Consider the following 16364-nt stretch of genomic DNA (forward strand, 5'->3'; position numbering starts at 1 on the left):
TCAAGCCCATTTAAAGGCGGCATTTAACGTTCGGTACTTATTGGTTTACACAGTTAATGAATACATCTAAGCCATATTCCAAGCGTGCATAATCACCCTTGGTGTACAAATTAATCGGTGCCACTTCTGTTTGTGCGAATTCAGGTAGCATATAGCGCGTGCCTGAACCTGCCGGCACTTGCACCAAAGCATAATCTTCACCATCGACATTGACCAACGCTCCACGCTCTTCGATTAAATAGTCCGCTTGAAACGTTTTGTCGTCACTACACTGATAATGGTAGCCATAGTTTTCGCTATGATTATCTGCACTATTCGAACCATCACTATTGCTAGTCGAACAAGCAGAAAGTAGAACAGCACTGGTTATCAACATGCCGATTCTGATCATGATTACCTCCAATAAAATTAAAGGCTGCAAACGCAGCCTTTAAATAATAGTCTATTTATTTAAATAGTTAGGAACATCCCGAATACTGTCGAGTACCACACTCGCCAACGACTCACCTTGTTCGGTAATTGGTTTACCGGTACGCACGAGAATTTTCGTGCCGACACCAGCGGCTTCAGCGGCCATCATATCTTCCGCTTTATCGCCAATCATGACTGAATTAGCCATATCGATTTTCAGGAAATCACGAGCTGAGATAAACATACCCGGTTTTGGTTTGCGGCAATCACAATCTTGTTTGTAGTCACCTTGACCATGTTCAGCATGGTGTGGACAGTAGTAGATACCATCAAGCTCAACACCATTATCGACAAAGTTCCAATCCATCCACTGAGTCAGTGAAAGAAAACGGTCTTCTGAGAACTTCCCACGTGCAATACCAGACTGGTTAGTTACAAGTACTAGCAAGTAACCCATTTGCTGTAATTTTTTCGTCGCGTCAAAAACGCCCTCGATGAACTCAAAATCGTGTTCGTCATGCACGTAGCCGTGGTCAACGTTAATCACGCCATCACGGTCTAAAAAGACTGCTGGTTTTGCCAAAATTTCTATCTCTAATTACTGTCTATGCTGAGAATTATTACACGCTTTATTTCTTTCATCACTATCTAATTACTTAATCGATTGCTCCGATCAGTGCATTTAGACGTCTAGACGTAAAAATATCTATTGACACTAATTCAACAACACCATAGCATCATCTAACAAATGAGATATAGCTCAACATTATCTACTGGTTCAACTCGAGCTTAAGAAGGATTCTCAATGATTAAGATTAATCAGGTAAATAAGGTGTTCTATCAAGGCAAACAAGCCATTAATGCCCTGAAAGATATTAACCTTCATATCGCACAAGGAACGATATTTGGTGTTATCGGCGCATCAGGCGCTGGTAAAAGTACGCTGATCCGCTGTGTAAACATGCTTGAAGCGCCAACCAGTGGCGAAATCATTGTTGATGGTGTCGACCTAACTAAATTGAGCAAAGCCCAGCTGAGCGAAGCGCGCCGCAATATTGGCATGATCTTCCAGCATTTTAATCTGCTTTTATCACGCACGGTATTCGATAACGTTGCTCTGCCACTTGAGCTCGCCGGTAAAGAGAAGAATCGGGTTCAAGCTAAAGTTACTGAGTTACTGCAACTGGTTGGTCTTGCGGATAAACACGAAAGTTACCCATCGAATTTAAGCGGTGGTCAAAAGCAACGTGTGGCTATCGCTCGCGCTCTAGCTTGCGATCCAAAAGTATTACTATGTGATGAGGCCACCAGCGCTCTAGATCCTGCAACAACGCAATCTATTTTAGAGCTACTACGTGAAATCAACCGCAAACTGAAAATCACTATTTTGCTGATCACACACGAAATGGATGTGGTGAAAAGCATCTGTCACGAAGTGGCGATTATCGGTGGTGGTGAATTGGTTGAAAAAGGCACTGTGGGTGAAATTTTTGCCCACCCTAAAACGCAACTTGCCCATAACTTTATTCGCTCAACCTTGGATCTTTCGATTCCAGAAGATTATCAAGTACGTCTGCAGCCAACTCGTGTTGAAAGCAGTTACCCATTAGTGCGTCTTGAATTTACCGGAGCTACGGTCGATGCGCCTCTGATGAGTCAAATCTCTCGAAAATACAACATCGACGTCAACATTCTTAGTTCCGATCTCGATTACGCCGGTGGCGTGAAATTCGGCATGATGGTAGCAGAGTTGTTCGGCACTGAAGATGATGCAAATAACGCGATTACGTTTTTAAGCGATAACAATGTAAAAGTAGAGGTGCTTGGCTATGTCCTTTAAAACCATTACTGATTGGCTAAACCTCAATTCAGACTTACTGCTTAGCGCAACATGGGAAACGGTTTACATGGTTGCCGTTGCCGGCATCGTCGGCTTCGCGATTGGTATTCCTCTCGGTGTGATTCTGCATACGACCAAAAAAGGCGGCTTACTGGAAAACTCACGCCTAAACCGTACGCTTGGTGCCATCGTCAATATCGGTCGCTCAGTGCCATTTTTAGTCTTGATGGTCGCGATAATTCCAGTCACCAAACTCTTGGTCGGGACATTTATCGGCACTACGGCAGCGATTGTTCCACTCACGATTGGGGCGATTCCGTTTGTTGCTCGCTTAATCGAAGGTGCGCTGCTTGAAGTCCCAACGGGCTTGGTTGAAGCCGCGCAATCAATGGGCGCGACGCCACTACAAATTGTCACCAAAGTGCTACTACCAGAAGCGTTACCAACCATTGTTAACTCTGTAACGATTACACTGGTTACTCTCGTCAGCTATTCAGCAATGGCTGGTACAGTCGGTGGCGGCGGTTTAGGAGATGTTGCTATCCGCTATGGCTTCCATCGCTACGACGTCATAATTATGGCGGTTACGGTGGTGATGCTGATTGTCCTAGTACAAATGATTCAATCTATCGGTGATGCCGTTGTTCGCCGTGTGATCATCGATAAAAGTTTTTATAAGGAGATTGTTATGAAATTTAATGTAAAGGGTTTATTCGCTATTATCGCTGCGGCATCAGCACTTGTACTGACTGGTTGTGGTGAAAAGGAAGTCGATAACAGCAAAATCAAAGTCGGTGTTATTGCCGGTGCAGAAGAACAAGTGGCAGAGATTGCCGCGAAAGTCGCGAAAGAGAAATATGGTCTTGATGTGGAGCTAGTGACATTCACTGACTACGTAACGCCAAATGCGGCATTGGACGATGGTTCTATCGATGTGAATGCGTTCCAGCACAAACCATATCTAGATAAGCAAGTAAACGATCGCGGATACAAACTTGCGATTGCCGGTAACACCTTTGTTTACCCAATTGCAGGTTATTCTAAACAGGTTAAGTCTGTTGATGAGATCCAAGATGGTGCTCGTATTGCCGTACCAAACGACCCGACTAACCTAGGCCGCTCACTGATACTACTTGAGCAACAAGGTCTTATCACTCTACGTGAAGGTTCAGGTCTTGAATCAACAGTTCGTGATATCGTCGCTAACCCGAAAAATATCGAAATCATCGAACTAGAAGCGCCTCAACTTCCTCGTTCTCTTGACGATGTGACGCTCGCCATCATCAACAACACATTCGCTAGCACGATTAACCTTGTACCTGAGCGTGATGGTGTTTTCGTTGAAGATAAAGAGTCACCATATGTGAACTTAATCGTTGCCCGCGAGAACAATGTCGATAATGAAAATGTAAAAACGTTTGTGAAAGCATACCAAACAGACGAAGTTTACAATGCAGCTTCAGACATCTTTAAAGGCAGTGTGGTAAAAGGTTGGTAATCACTTACCTTGTTTACGCATAAACACAAAGCGGGCTTTTTAGCCCGCTTTGTTGTTTCTGTAACACCACTTCAACCAAGCCATTTTTACTCGTTTCTATTTGCCTGACTATTTCTGCACGGCTTTAAAACGTGGGTTTGCTTTGCAAATCACATAAAGACGGCCACGACGTTTAACAATTTGGCAGTCGGGATGACGACTTTTAGCACTTTTTAGCGATTTTAAAACTTTCATACACCTTACCTTAAATGAAATGTTATAACATAACAAATGATAATAACTATCAAATAAAGATCAAGCGATATTTTGCCGTTACTTCCCTACTCACGCCCAATGATTAGTATGCTATCTTGTGGCAAAGATTTACCACGAGATAATGGCATGTATTCCATTGAGCCAATTGGCATCATTCAAAGCCCCTATAAAGAAAAGTTTGCCGTCCCTAGACAGCCACGGCTGGTACCCGCCGCCACTGCTAGAGTGAAGCTACAAGGTGCTATCAACTGCGCTGAAGCAATACGAGGCATTGAGCAATTTAGCCACGTTTGGCTGCTATTTTTGTTTGATCAAAACCTAGCTGCAGGCTGGAAGCCAACTGTACGCCCGCCACGTTTAGGCGGTAATGAGCGTATGGGTGTATTAGCGACTCGCTCTACCTTTCGCCCTAACGGCATTGGCATGTCTGCCGTGGAACTTAAAGGTATCAGTCAGCAAGGCGATCAATTTTATTTAGAGCTAGGCAGCGTTGATTTAGTCGATGGCACCTATTGTTGACATAAAACCCACATTCCATACTCCGACGCTATTGTTGACGCCAAAGGCGGCTACGCCGAAGCAGAGCCAGAAAAGGCAAGCGTGGTGTTTTTGCCTGCTGCCGTCAATAGCTTGAATCAACAAGCGAATAGCGAACAAATTCGCCAAGTTATCGAGCAAGTGCTGGCGCAAGACCCTCGCCCTGCGTACAAAAAGAATAAGCCCGACAACAAAGAATATGCGGTTAATTTATTCAATTTGAACGTTAAATTCACCGTAAACGATAACTTAGTGTCTGTTACTGCGATTGAACGCTTTTGACAAAGCGATTTGGCTGATATTATAAGCGGCTAACAATTTCCCCTCTGGGGACCTTCCTACTTATGCCACTTGGCGTGAGTATTAACTTTAATAAACGGATAAATTTAATGCGTACCAGTAATTATCTTCTTTCTACTCTGAAGGAGACTCCAAACGACGCAGAAGTAGTGAGCCATCAGCTCATGCTACGTGCAGGTATGATCCGTAAGCTGGCTTCAGGTCTTTACACCTGGCTACCTACTGGTCTACGTGTATTGCGTAAAGTCGAAAACATCGTTCGTCAAGAGATCGACAATGCAGGTGCAATCGAAACTTTGATGCCCGTTGTTCAGCCGTTTGAACTTTGGGAAGAGACAGGCCGCAGCGAAAAAATGGGTCCTGAACTACTTCGCTTTACTGACCGCCACGTTCGTCCGTTTGTACTAAGCCCAACAGCAGAAGAAGTGATCACTGCTTTGGTACGTAACGAAGTTAGCTCGTACAAACAGCTACCAATCAACCTGTACCAAATCCAAACTAAATTCCGTGACGAACGTCGTCCACGTTTTGGCGTAATGCGTGCTCGTGAATTCTGCATGATGGATGCATACAGCTTCGACATCGACAAAGCAGGTCTAGAGAAATCTTACCAAGCAATGCACGACGCTTACTGTAAAGCGTTTGACCGCATGGGTCTTGAGTACCGTCCAGTACTGGCTGACTCAGGCGCAATCGGTGGTAACGGCTCTCAAGAGTTCCACGTTCTAGCGGAAAGCGGCGAAGACCTAATCGCATTCTCAACTGAATCTGATTACGCAGCAAATATCGAAAAAGCAGAAGCAGTAGCACCAGCAACTGAGCTTGCAGCTCCGACTCAAGAAATGACGCTCGTTGACACGCCAAATGCGAAAACTATCGCAGAGCTAGTTGAGCAACACGGTCTGCCAATCGAGAAAACCGTTAAAACGCTATTCGTTAAAGCATCAGATGAAATTGAAGCACCTATCGTGGCGCTAATCATCCGTGGTGACCACGAGCTAAACGAAATTAAAGCTGAAAACCTAGCAGAAGTTGCTTCTCCTCTAGAGATGGCAACAGAAGAAGAAATGCGTGAGCTAATCGGTGCTGGCGCAGGTTCTCTTGGCCCTGTTGGTCTAGAGCTACCATTTATCGTTGACCGCACTGTAGCGGTAATGAGCGACTTTGGCGCTGGCGCAAACATCGATGGCAAACACTACTTCGGTATTAACTGGGGTCGTGACGTAGAACTTGGTCAAGTGGCTGACCTACGTAACGTAGTGGAAGGCGATCCAAGCCCATGTGGTCAAGGTACGCTAATGCTTAAACGTGGTATCGAAGTGGGTCACATCTTCCAACTAGGCAATGTTTACTCTGAAGCGATGAACTGTGGTGTTCTAGATTCAAACGGTAAAAACGTAATCCTAGAGATGGGTTGTTACGGTATCGGTGTTTCACGTGTTGTTGCATCGGCTATCGAACAAAACCACGACAAATACGGCATCATCTGGCCTGACGCACTAGCGCCATTCCAAGTCGCTATCGTACCAATGAACATGCACAAATCTGAGCGCGTTCAAGAAGCAGCAGAGAAGCTATACGCTGAACTGACTGCTATGGGTATCGAAGTACTGTTCGATGACCGTAAAGAACGCCCAGGCGTAATGTTCTCTGATATGGAACTGATCGGTATCCCTCACACTATCGTGATTGGCGACCGTAGCATGGACGAAGGTAACTTCGAATACAAAAACCGTCGTAGCGGTGAGAAAACTGCAGTAGCGATGGCTGACATTGTTGAGCACTTAAAAGCGCAATTAGCGTAATTATTCGCTCAACATTGAAATAAAAGTCGAAAGGTTGATGTGTAAGCATCAACCTTTTTTATTACCTAATTACGGCTGTTTTGTTTAAATTTAATACTATTCGTTTTGCTTTCGACAAATAATATTTGCTGTCTTTCATTTCACAGATAACTGATATTTATGCCAATTTAAAACATATTCATTCACGGACGATTAAGTTGAATTGGAAATCTATCTTAGGGGCACTCACCCTTACTTTCATGACTAGCCACGCCGTCGCTAAAACAGAGCTCAATGTATATGCTTGGGGTGGCTATATTCCGACTGACGCCATCAAGCGCTTTGAACAGCAGCAGAATGTGGTGGTTAACTACTCGACATTTGAAAATAACGAGTCGATGTACACCAAAATGAAGCTAGTTAAAGGTCAAGGCTATGATGTGGTTTTTGCCTCTGCCTACTTTATCCAAAAGCTCGCTCGTGAAAACCTAGTCGCTAAATTGGATCATCAACTGCTACCCAACATGCATGACAGCATGGAGGGGTTACTGAATCAAGCACACGACCCTAACAACCAATACTCACTGCCCTACATCTGGGGCATCACGGGAATAAGCTACAACTCCGCTTTTGTTGAGAAACCCCTGACCAAATGGGCAGATCTATGGAGCAGTGATTTTGAACAACAGGTGATGCTGATTGATGATGTGCGTGATGTGTTTGGGATGACACTAAAAATGCTGGGCTATAGTGCCAACTCAACCAATCCTGATGAGATCGAACAGGCTTATCAAGCCTTAGTTCAACTACAAAACAATATCGTGGTGTACAACTCAGATGCGCCGCAAGTCCCCTATATCTCAGGCGAAGTGACCGCGGGAATGCAATGGAATGGTAATGCCTATCAAGGTATGTCAGAAATGCCCGAATTGGCTTACATCTTCCCTGAGGAAGGCCCTGTGATGTGGATGGACAATATGCTGATTTCGGCGGGAAGTACCAATCCCACCTTAGCCCATGCATTTATCAATCATATGTATACGCCACAAGTACAAGCAGAGATCGTACAAACGCTGGGTTATGCCTCTGCTACCAATGGCGGTAAAGCCCTATTACCGAACGAGCTAAAAAACAATGCGGTGATCTATCCAGCACAAAATTTGATTGCCAAAGGCGAGTTTACGGTTGAGGTTGATGAAAAGACGCTTGCGCTATACCAGAGTTACTGGCAGCGATTAAGGCTTTAACGCAAAAAGTTTCGCAGGAAACTGGCTCTTTATGAGCCAGTTTTTTTCATTATTTAAGTGGCTGTGTCGGCGCTTGACTTGCAATTTTTTTGGGTGCGAATGGCACATCCACCAGCGCTTGCTCGTTACCATCAACCAACTCACCAAAATGAAAAATTCCGAATTCACCCGGCTTCATTCGATGCCAAGTTTCGTTATCGGTCAATGGCTGAGTTGCCACGATTGACACGATATCATTCGGAGTGGTTTCTTCTTGAAAATTGATCGTCACATCTTCATCAATCAACGATGCTTGGCCAAACGGCGCACGACGAGTGATCCAATAAAGATGGTTGGTACAATATGTCATCACATACTCGCCATCTGAGAGCAGCATGTTAAACACACCTTTTTCACGCAACTGGTCGCAACATTGAGCAATAAATCGGAACACACCCACCATATCCTGAGGCGGTTCAGGGTAACGCTCTTCAAGCTGCTTCAATATCCAGCAAAACGAAAGTTCACTGTCGGTTTGCCCTACAGGACGAAAACGTCCCGTGACTAAATCTTGGTAATCGGTTAATTGACCATTATGAGCAAAGGTCCAGTAACGTCCCCAAAGTTCACGTGTAAACGGATGGGTATTTTCTAGATTCACCCCGCCACGATTAGCTTGGCGTATATGACTGATCACCGCCAAACTTTTGATTGGGTAGTTCTGTACCAATTCTGCAATCTTAGAGTCGCAACTTGGATTGGGATCTTTAAAGGTACGAAAGCCTTTGCCTTCGTAAAAGGTAATGCCCCAGCCATCACGATGCGGCCCGGTATTGCCGCCTCGCTGCATCAAGCCAGTAAAACTAAAACAAATATCGGTTGGAACATTCGCGCTCATGCCGAGCAATTCACACATGGCTTATGGTACTCCCTCTTTTCAATTTGCAGCCTCAAAGCACAAAGCTGCAAATGTAAACCGTGTGGTAGCAAACGGAGTTTACTTCTCCATTTCCTTTTCAATCAATTGGATCACAATATGGATGATCTTGATATGTACTTCTTGAATGCGGTCAGCATAACCAAAGTGAGGCACACGAATTTCGATATCCGCGCAACCCGCCATTTTGCCACCATCTTTACCTGTTAGGGCGATGGTTTTCATGCCTTTGGCTTTCGCAGCTTCAATGGCTTTGAGAATATTGCCTGAATTACCTGAAGTAGATAAACCAAATAGAACATCACCTTTCGAACCAACCGCTTCTACGTAGCGAGAGAAGACAAAATCGTAACCAAAGTCATTGCTTACACAAGAAAGGTGGCTTGGATCTGAAATAGCAATACCAGGGTAACCTGGACGATTTTCGCGATAACGACCCGTTAACTCTTCGGCAAAGTGCATTGAGTCACAATGAGAACCACCGTTACCACAAGACAGTACTTTACCGCCCTGTTTGAACGAGTCAGCGATCATTTTTGCTGCCGCTTCAATCTGCGCAATATTGTGATCATCACTTAAGAACTTGTTCAGTACTTCAGCCGCTTCCATCAGCTCGCTTTTAATCAAATCCTGGTACATAAGCTGTCTCTTTTATTGAATTAGATGGGCTTAACGCTGCCCTTAACTTTACTGAGTTTACTTGAACCACTGAGACTGTCGAGAGTTAGCCAGTAAGATTTCAACGATTGTTGCTGTTTCTTAGTCAGAATTTTGCTTCAAACCCTCAAAAATAGATTCTTTACTCTACACGGATCACTTTTTAATCACATTGCAGTTTTACATTTTATTAATATCTCGATTACAATTTAACTGGTTAGACCACTTAATTAAAACAGACGTATAAACCAATAATCAGTCTGAAAGGAACCTTTATATGGAAATCTTGCTCTCTATCCTCGGCTTCACCGCCGTCTTTGGTATCTGTCTCTACCATCGAACCTCATTATTTAAGGGGTTGTTTGCACTAACCTTAACCATGGCTGCCTTAACTCTATTTGGTAGCGTCGGCTCGATTAGTTGGATTCTATATCTCGCTGCGGTGGCCGTATTCGCCACGCCTTCTATCCGCCAATCTTTAATCAGCGCTAAAGCACTAACACTATTTCGCAAAGTGCTACCTGCGATGTCGCAAACCGAAAAAGAAGCGCTCGACGCAGGTACTGTGTGGTGGGAAGCAGAACTCTTTAAAGGTAAACCTAACTGGGATCAACTGCATGCGATTAAAGCGCCAACACTGACAGCAGAAGAGCAAGCATTTTTAGATGGGCCAGTGGAAGAAGTGTGTGCTATGGTCAGTGACTATCAAGTGACTCATGAACTCGCCGACTTGCCTCCAGAGGTATGGCAGTATCTAAAAGACCACAAATTCTTCGCCATGATCATCAAAAAACAATATGGCGGATTGGAATTCTCAGCCTACGCACAATCATTAGTATTGCAAAAGCTAACAGGTGTATCGGGAGTATTGTCCTCCACTGTTGGCGTACCGAACTCACTCGGTCCGGGTGAGCTTTTACAGCACTACGGCACCCCAGAACAGCAAGATTATTACCTTCCTCGCCTCGCACAGGGCAAAGAGATTCCTTGTTTTGCATTGACCAGCCCAGAAGCGGGCTCCGATGCTGGCGCAATTCCGGATTATGGCGTGGTTTGCTATGACGAGTGGCAAGGTAAGAAAGTGCTCGGTATGCGCTTAACCTGGAACAAGCGTTATATCACCCTAGCCCCAGTCGCCACGGTACTTGGCCTCGCATTTAAACTGCGTGATCCCGATGGTCTACTCGGTGAAACCGAAGATCTGGGCATTACCTGCGCTCTGATCCCAACTCATCTTAAAGGGGTTGAGATCGGAAATCGCCACTTCCCGCTCAATGTGCCGTTCCAAAATGGTCCAACCCGCGCCAAAGACTTGTTTGTACCGATTGATTACATCATCGGCGGTCAAGAGATGGCAGGCCAAGGTTGGCGTATGCTAGTGGAGTGTTTATCTGTGGGGCGTGGCATTACTCTGCCTTCAAACGCCACTGGCGGCACCAAAACCGCTGCGCTCGCTACCGGTGCCTACGCACGTATTCGCCGTCAATTTAAACAGCCGATTGGCCATATGGAAGGGATTGAAGAGCCATTAGCCCGCCTTGCGGGTAATGCATATGTTATGGATGCGGCGAGTGAGCTGACCGTTGCTGGTATCGATTTAGGTGAGAAACCATCGGTTATTTCAGCCATTGTTAAATACCACTGTACCCATCGCGGGCAACGCTGCATCATCGATGCAATGGACATCGTTGGTGGTAAAGGTATCTGTATCGGACCTTCGAACTTCCTAGCTCGCGGCTATCAAGGAGCACCAATCGCCGTCACCGTTGAAGGGGCAAACATTTTAACTCGCTCGATGATCATCTTTGGTCAAGGTGCGATTCGCTGCCACCCTTACGTGCTCAAAGAGATGGAGGCCGCCTACTCGACTCAATCTGATGCATTAGAGCAATTTGATGCCGCGTTGGCGGGTCATGTGAGTTTCACCATCAGTAACTTGGTTCGTAGTTTTTGGCTCGGTCTCACCGATGGTCAGCTATCTGCTTCACCGACGCAAGACGCAACTAAGCGCTACTATCAGCAACTCAACCGCTACAGCGCAAATATTGCCCTACTCTCGGATATTTCAATGGCAGTGCTTGGCGGTTCGCTCAAACGTAAAGAGCGTCTATCTGCACGCCTCGGTGATGTGCTCAGTCAGCTTTATCTTGGCTCTGCAACATTGAAGCGCTTTGATACTGAAGGCCGCAATCCGCAAGACTTACCATTGGTACATTGGGGCATGCAAGATTGTTTGCGACAAACTGAGCATGCGATTGATGAGCTATTAGCGAACTTCCCGAATCGTTGGGTTGCAGCAGCACTACGCTTTATCGTAATGCCGTTCGGTAGAGTGCGCAAAGCACCAAATGATCAGCTTGATAGCCAAGTAGCACAACTGCTGCAAACACCAAGTGACACTCGTTCACGCATTGGACGCCATCAATACTTTACGCCAAGCGAGCACAATCCTGCAGGCCGTATTGAGCATGCGCTGCATGTTATTCTCGAAGCAGAACCTGTGTTTGACACCGTATGTAAAGCACTTGGTAAACGTAAACCATTCTTGATGCTTGATAAAATTGCCGAGCAAGGGCTAGAACTTAAGGTAATTACTGAGCAACAAGCACAGCTATTGATTGAAGCAGAAAAACAACGCTTGTACGTGATTAACGTCGATGACTTTGACCCAATCGAACTAGCAGCCAAACCATTGCAACCTATCGCGATTGACGAAGTGGCCTAATCCAAGACCGATCAGAAAGGGCTGCCTATGCAGCCCTTTTTCTATTCTAATGCTCCGTCCTAAATACCCATTCTGATTGGTATATTTATTTCTTCGGCATCTCCAATTGCATTTCTGGAATTGTCGCTTTTTTCGCCTTAATTTTACGCAGCACAAACCAAGTGACAAAACCTAAGAACAACACGATCAGGTTGCCAACAACGATCAAAATCATACTATTGCGACGCTGTTCTGCACGCGCTTGTTCAATGCGCTTTTCTTCCAATAACTTGGCTTGTTTAAGTCTCTCAAGCTCTTGCAGACGACGTGTTTCCGCTAAGTCGATATCTTTGATCACACTATAAGTATGTTCACTCAACGGAAAAATCAGTTCTCGTCCAGAGCCCATCTCAGTCGCATACACTTCACCAGTCCATGAATATTGGCCAATGTTCATGCTAGATGGAATGGTGACATCCACCTTCATTGCCTCTGCGGTCGCGGCAGCCGCTTCGACAACATCCATCACATCATAATTATCGTTATGCTCGATATGTGCAGCCAAACTCCCCGGTGCGATCATCCCTTGTTCACCAACAAAAATAATTTGATGCGGCTTACCCTCTTGGCGTGATTGAATAAATGAGGTTTCAATTGGATTCGGATACACCAGCACTTCTTGCTCTTGAGCACGAAGGAAAACCCCATTACCCGAGGTAATTCGCACGCGATATTTCCCTGGTTGAGTTGAGATTGGCAGTTTTACGGTGAAAACACCATCACCTGCTTTTTCATCTAAACCGCGCCCATCATCAGCAAACTCGCCAATTTCAATGGGCACTGGGCGAGCTTCCTTAATCAAAGAATCTTCATTTTCAACATAGCGAGTAAAGGTAACTTTCAGTTTTACTCGATCGAGAAAATCGCGTAGCACCATTGGCTTACCGTCAGAGGTAAGGCGAGCAGTAAACTTAAGTTCTTCACTTTGAAATAAACGCGCAGGTAACGTATCCGCCGATAACTTAAGGTGAGAAATCAACGTGATTTTATTTTTCGGCGTAACTTTACCAATCGCTTGCCAAGGCCCTGGCATTGGCTTGTCGATCGAAACAATATCCATTGATGGCTCTTGATACCAACGAACATTGTCAGGGTGTCGATGCGAGTAGTACTTATGGCCATCCGGTCGCACTAACACCACAGGCTGAGATTTATCTGCACGATATATCACAAAAGTGATTTGGTTGATGCTGGAATCAACGCGAAAACGGTTATCGAGTAGAGAAATTGAGGAGCTTTCTGTGATTGAGGTATTCTGCGCGGCGAAGCACATTGAACTGATTAACAGCCCGACTAAAGCAAATCCGATCCTCAACATCTGGTCTCCTATTGACGCCAAAGGCAGCTTCCGTTTTTCTCAACAATATCTAAGCGACTATTATGCGCTTCTATTTCATCGGCAGTAGCGCGTAAAACCTTTAGCGCTTTTCGCTGGCTAGAGGCACGTTTTATCGACTCACCTCCCACGCCTTCGCTGCTGCTTCCTGCGTTGAATTGAAGTGACGTTTGGCCACCCGTCATTAATAGATAGACGTCAGCTAGAATCTCCGCATCGAGCAATGCCCCGTGGAGAGTACGATGCGAGTTATCAATGCCGTAACGGTCACACAACACATCAAGGTTGTTACGCTTACCCGGGAAGATTTTCTTCGCCATGGCAAGCGTATCGGTCACTTTACAATATTGCTCGGTTTTACCTATTTGCGGATCAAGCTTATCAAATTCATAGTCCATAAAGCCGACGTCGAAGGGCGCGTTATGCGCGACCAGTTCTGCGCCTTTAATAAAGTCGAGAAACTCTTGATGCACTTCTTGATATTGCGGCTTATCACGCAAAAACTCGTCGGTGATACCGTGAACTTCAACCGCTTCAGCCTGAATCTCGCGATCCGGCTTGATGTAGACGTGAAAATGACGCCCGGTCAATTTGCGGTCAATGATCTCTACCGCACCGATTTCGACAATGCGATGGCCGAGATAGTGTGGACCACCATCTTGGTTCATACCCGTGGTTTCCGTATCGAGAACCACAATACGATGCTGATTAGAATTGTTACTGGTATTCATTACAAACTATGTGTCAGACTATAGATGATTATGTGCAAACCTCTATAGTATCAAATCATGACGAAACAAGTGGAAATTTTCACAGATGGTTCTTGTCTGGGTAACCCAGGCCCTGGTGGCTATGGCATTGTCCTGCGCTACAAGCAAAATGAAAAAACTTTGGCTAAGGGTTACACCTTAACCACCAACAACCGCATGGAAATGATGGCAACGATCGTCGCCCTACAAGCGCTGAAAGAACCTTGCAATGTGATCCTCACCACTGACAGTCAATATGTTCGTCAAGGCATTACGCAGTGGATTCACAACTGGAAAAAACGTGGCTGGAAAACGGCAGATAAAAAGCCCGTAAAAAATGCCGATCTATGGCAGGCTCTAGATAAAGAAACCGTTCGCCACCAAATTGATTGGCGCTGGGTGAAAGGCCACGCAGGTCACCGTGAAAACGAAATGTGTGATGAGTTAGCACGTACAGCAGCGGAAAACCCGACCGATATCGATACTGGCTATACACCAAGCTAAATCAAGAAGATTTAGATGATACCTTGTAATTGACGCTCACCGGCGTCAATTTTCGTTTTAGCTTCCAGTGCGGTTTGATTGGCTTGAGCGGATAAGTACGCTTACGAGCGACGATATAATATAAGCTACCGAAAGGTGCTGCCCACTCACCAATGCCATTTTCCATCCACGTCCAAAGCGGACGATAGCGCTGCATCGGGAACAAACCGTAGCGATCACACTCAATCACCTGATAATTCAAAATACCCAACCAGTCTTTAATCCGATTAGGTGTGAACATACGTCCACTCCATGGCAAATTATTCTTTCGCCACGGCATTAAACTGGCAAGGCCTGAAAAGCTAATCGGGTTAAAACCCGTGATGATTAAGTAACCATCATCAATCATCACTCTATCAACTTCACGTAACATGCGATGTGGGTCATTGCAGTAATCAAGCTGATGGGCAAGAATGACAACATCGAAGCTTTTTTCAAGAAAGGGTAAATCGTAACCATCTGCAATCACATTATGCAAAGGATTGTAGATATCTAGGTTAACTTGATGTTGAATATTACAGTTACAACTGGTGAGTTCGCAGCTTAGTCCACCCAGCTTGAGCATATGGTAACCAAATAATCGTGGGCACCACTCATCGAGCCGAGTTTGGATTGATTCGTTAACCCATTGACCATTTTTCAACTGCTCCCATGAATGGGGCTTTTGCAGCTTTTTCTCACTACGTGCTGGTTTCATCGCTAGCTCGCTTTGAAGTATGGAGATCCAACCATGTTAGACATCAAAAGCATACCTGCATTTAACGACAATTACATCTGGCTGATCAAAAATAGCGATCGCCGTTGTGCTGTCGTCGATCCAGGTGACGCTGCGCCCGTGTTGGCATACCTCCAAGAACATGATCTTACTTTAGACGCAATTTTGATTACCCATCACCACCACGATCACATTGGCGGAATTCCAGAGTTAGTGCGTCAATTTCCCGGTATCGATGTTGTTGGCCCCGCGAACGAACCAGTACCAACCTTAACTCATCCGGTGAACTCAGGAGATCAAATCGAGTTGTTTGGTGAGGTGTTTATGGTGATCGGCCTAGAAGGTCACACTTTAGGCCACGTCGGCTATGTGGGAGACGAAAAACTCTTCTGTGGTGACACTCTATTCTCGGCGGGCTGTGGCCGCGTGTTTGAAGGCACAATGGAACAAATGTACTCATCGCTGCAAAAATTGGCGATGCTACCAGAAGAGACTCTGGTGTATTGTGCTCATGAATATACCGCCAGCAACGTCGCTTTTGCTCTCGCGGTCGAGCCCGATAACAATCAGTTACAAATTTATCGTGAAGAAGTGAATCGTTTACGTGCGCAAAATTTGCCAACAATCCCGACCACCATTCGTCGCGAAAAGTGGATTAACCCATTCTTACGTGTTGAAGAACCAAGCGTAATTAAATCGGTAAACACTCGAACTTCACAAATTGATCCTATATCAATATTTACAGCATTGCGTGAGTGGAAGAACGAATTTTAACGTTTTCCTGCTTGTCACATAACCAAGGTCGCAAGTAT

General features: G+C 45.3%; 16 protein-coding genes and 2 pseudogenes. 10 read left to right on the forward strand and 8 right to left on the reverse strand.

What is annotated here, in order from left to right; genetic code table 11:
* Window positions 1-37 precede the first annotated feature (37 nt).
* The gene (locus tag Vt282_RS10460) at window positions 38-391 is read right to left on the reverse strand and encodes an MliC family protein (protein ID WP_162045768.1); all 354 of its coding nucleotides are present in this window, start codon (window positions 389-391) and stop codon (window positions 38-40) included.
* A 51-nt stretch (window positions 392-442) separates the two neighbouring features.
* Window positions 443-994, reverse strand: coding sequence for a D-glycero-beta-D-manno-heptose 1,7-bisphosphate 7-phosphatase (gene gmhB / locus Vt282_RS10465; RefSeq protein WP_162045767.1), 552 nt, complete (start codon window positions 992-994; stop codon window positions 443-445).
* A gap of 222 nt (window positions 995-1216) precedes the next feature.
* Here gmhB and metN point away from each other — a divergent pair, with 222 nt between their 5' ends.
* The 3 genes and pseudogenes from metN to Vt282_RS10480 all read left to right on the forward strand — a co-directional run bounded on the left by metN (window position 1217) and on the right by Vt282_RS10480 (window position 3749).
* On the forward strand, window positions 1217-2251 hold the full coding sequence (gene metN, locus Vt282_RS10470) for a methionine ABC transporter ATP-binding protein MetN (RefSeq protein ID WP_162063332.1): 1035 nt from the start codon (window positions 1217-1219) through the stop codon (window positions 2249-2251).
* A pseudogene (locus tag Vt282_RS10475) lies at window positions 2241-2906 on the forward strand (methionine ABC transporter permease); the annotation flags it as partial. The gene metN and the pseudogene Vt282_RS10475, both read left to right, overlap by 11 nt.
* A gap of 33 nt (window positions 2907-2939) precedes the next feature.
* Window positions 2940-3749 (forward strand): MetQ/NlpA family lipoprotein, encoded by an 810-nt coding sequence (locus tag Vt282_RS10480; protein WP_162063728.1) that lies wholly within the window; start codon window positions 2940-2942, stop codon window positions 3747-3749.
* 108 nt (window positions 3750-3857) lie between these two features.
* Here Vt282_RS10480 and ykgO read toward each other — a convergent pair whose 3' ends face one another.
* Complete coding sequence (gene ykgO / locus Vt282_RS10485) at window positions 3858-3983, reverse strand: type B 50S ribosomal protein L36 (protein ID WP_005593337.1); 126 nt, start codon at window positions 3981-3983, stop codon at window positions 3858-3860.
* 147 nt (window positions 3984-4130) lie between these two features.
* On the opposite strand from ykgO, the pseudogene tsaA reads away from it, so the two are divergent.
* The 4 genes and pseudogenes from tsaA to Vt282_RS10500 form a co-directional block, all read left to right on the forward strand.
* Window positions 4131-4593 (forward strand): annotated as a pseudogene (tsaA, locus tag Vt282_RS10490) (tRNA (N6-threonylcarbamoyladenosine(37)-N6)-methyltransferase TrmO); the annotation flags it as partial.
* Between the two features lie 14 nt (window positions 4594-4607).
* A complete protein-coding gene (locus Vt282_RS21725) occupies window positions 4608-4823 on the forward strand; it encodes a hypothetical protein (protein WP_415663448.1) in 216 nt (71 codons plus the stop codon).
* A gap of 107 nt (window positions 4824-4930) precedes the next feature.
* Complete coding sequence (locus Vt282_RS10495; protein WP_162063333.1) at window positions 4931-6646, forward strand: proline--tRNA ligase; 1716 nt, start codon at window positions 4931-4933, stop codon at window positions 6644-6646.
* Between the two features lie 191 nt (window positions 6647-6837).
* Window positions 6838-7872 (forward strand): ABC transporter substrate-binding protein, encoded by a 1035-nt coding sequence (locus tag Vt282_RS10500; RefSeq protein WP_162063729.1) that lies wholly within the window; start codon window positions 6838-6840, stop codon window positions 7870-7872.
* Window positions 7873-7921: 49 nt separating this feature from the next.
* On the opposite strand, the gene Vt282_RS10505 is transcribed toward Vt282_RS10500, so the two are convergent.
* Together Vt282_RS10505 and lpcA are read right to left on the reverse strand one after the other, a co-directional pair.
* On the reverse strand, window positions 7922-8767 hold the full coding sequence (locus Vt282_RS10505; RefSeq protein WP_162063334.1) for a class II glutamine amidotransferase: 846 nt from the start codon (window positions 8765-8767) through the stop codon (window positions 7922-7924).
* A gap of 81 nt (window positions 8768-8848) precedes the next feature.
* Complete coding sequence (gene lpcA, locus Vt282_RS10510) at window positions 8849-9427, reverse strand: D-sedoheptulose 7-phosphate isomerase (protein WP_162063335.1); 579 nt, start codon at window positions 9425-9427, stop codon at window positions 8849-8851.
* Between the two features lie 295 nt (window positions 9428-9722).
* Between lpcA and fadE the strand changes: the two genes are divergently transcribed.
* Window positions 9723-12170: an acyl-CoA dehydrogenase FadE gene (fadE, locus tag Vt282_RS10515; protein ID WP_162063336.1), complete on the forward strand. Its 2448-nt coding sequence runs from the start codon at window positions 9723-9725 to the stop codon at window positions 12168-12170.
* 85 nt (window positions 12171-12255) lie between these two features.
* On the opposite strand, the gene Vt282_RS10520 is transcribed toward fadE, so the two are convergent.
* Window positions 12256-13527: a TIGR03503 family protein gene (locus Vt282_RS10520; RefSeq protein WP_162063337.1), complete on the reverse strand. Its 1272-nt coding sequence runs from the start codon at window positions 13525-13527 to the stop codon at window positions 12256-12258.
* A gap of 8 nt (window positions 13528-13535) precedes the next feature.
* Window positions 13536-14276 (reverse strand): DNA polymerase III subunit epsilon, encoded by a 741-nt coding sequence (dnaQ, locus tag Vt282_RS10525; RefSeq protein WP_162045760.1) that lies wholly within the window; start codon window positions 14274-14276, stop codon window positions 13536-13538.
* Between the two features lie 57 nt (window positions 14277-14333).
* On the opposite strand from dnaQ, the gene rnhA reads away from it, so the two are divergent.
* On the forward strand, window positions 14334-14798 hold the full coding sequence (rnhA, locus tag Vt282_RS10530; RefSeq protein ID WP_162045759.1) for a ribonuclease HI: 465 nt from the start codon (window positions 14334-14336) through the stop codon (window positions 14796-14798).
* Between the two features lies 1 nt (window position 14799).
* Here rnhA and Vt282_RS10535 read toward each other — a convergent pair whose 3' ends face one another.
* The gene (locus Vt282_RS10535; protein ID WP_162045758.1) at window positions 14800-15534 is read right to left on the reverse strand and encodes a class I SAM-dependent methyltransferase; all 735 of its coding nucleotides are present in this window, start codon (window positions 15532-15534) and stop codon (window positions 14800-14802) included.
* Between the two features lie 33 nt (window positions 15535-15567).
* Between Vt282_RS10535 and gloB the strand changes: the two genes are divergently transcribed.
* Window positions 15568-16326, forward strand: a complete 759-nt coding sequence (gloB, locus tag Vt282_RS10540) for a hydroxyacylglutathione hydrolase (RefSeq protein WP_162063338.1) — start codon at window positions 15568-15570, stop codon at window positions 16324-16326.
* The last annotated feature ends 38 nt before the right edge of the window (window positions 16327-16364 follow it).

Source organism: Vibrio taketomensis (genome assembly GCF_009938165.1).
GTDB lineage: Bacteria > Pseudomonadota > Gammaproteobacteria > Enterobacterales > Vibrionaceae > Vibrio > Vibrio taketomensis.

Excerpts from the sequence above, each read along its gene's own strand:
- Vt282_RS10505 (WP_162063334.1), bottom strand. The coding sequence starts at position 8,767 with ATGTGTGAATTGCTCGGCATGAGCGCGAATGTTCCAACCGATATTTGT.
- metN (WP_162063332.1), top strand. The coding sequence starts at position 1,217 with ATGATTAAGATTAATCAGGTAAATAAGGTGTTCTATCAAGGCAAACAA.
- Vt282_RS10520 (WP_162063337.1), bottom strand. The coding sequence starts at position 13,527 with ATGTTGAGGATCGGATTTGCTTTAGTCGGGCTGTTAATCAGTTCAATG.
- ykgO (WP_005593337.1), bottom strand. The coding sequence starts at position 3,983 with ATGAAAGTTTTAAAATCGCTAAAAAGTGCTAAAAGTCGTCATCCCGAC.
- dnaQ (WP_162045760.1), bottom strand. The coding sequence starts at position 14,276 with ATGAATACCAGTAACAATTCTAATCAGCATCGTATTGTGGTTCTCGAT.
- rnhA (WP_162045759.1), top strand. The coding sequence starts at position 14,334 with ATGACGAAACAAGTGGAAATTTTCACAGATGGTTCTTGTCTGGGTAAC.
- Vt282_RS10480 (WP_162063728.1), top strand. The coding sequence starts at position 2,940 with ATGAAATTTAATGTAAAGGGTTTATTCGCTATTATCGCTGCGGCATCA.
- Vt282_RS10535 (WP_162045758.1), bottom strand. The coding sequence starts at position 15,534 with ATGAAACCAGCACGTAGTGAGAAAAAGCTGCAAAAGCCCCATTCATGG.
- gloB (WP_162063338.1), top strand. The coding sequence starts at position 15,568 with ATGTTAGACATCAAAAGCATACCTGCATTTAACGACAATTACATCTGG.
- Vt282_RS10460 (WP_162045768.1), bottom strand. The coding sequence starts at position 391 with ATGATCAGAATCGGCATGTTGATAACCAGTGCTGTTCTACTTTCTGCT.
- Vt282_RS10495 (WP_162063333.1), top strand. The coding sequence starts at position 4,931 with ATGCGTACCAGTAATTATCTTCTTTCTACTCTGAAGGAGACTCCAAAC.
- fadE (WP_162063336.1), top strand. The coding sequence starts at position 9,723 with ATGGAAATCTTGCTCTCTATCCTCGGCTTCACCGCCGTCTTTGGTATC.
- lpcA (WP_162063335.1), bottom strand. The coding sequence starts at position 9,427 with ATGTACCAGGATTTGATTAAAAGCGAGCTGATGGAAGCGGCTGAAGTA.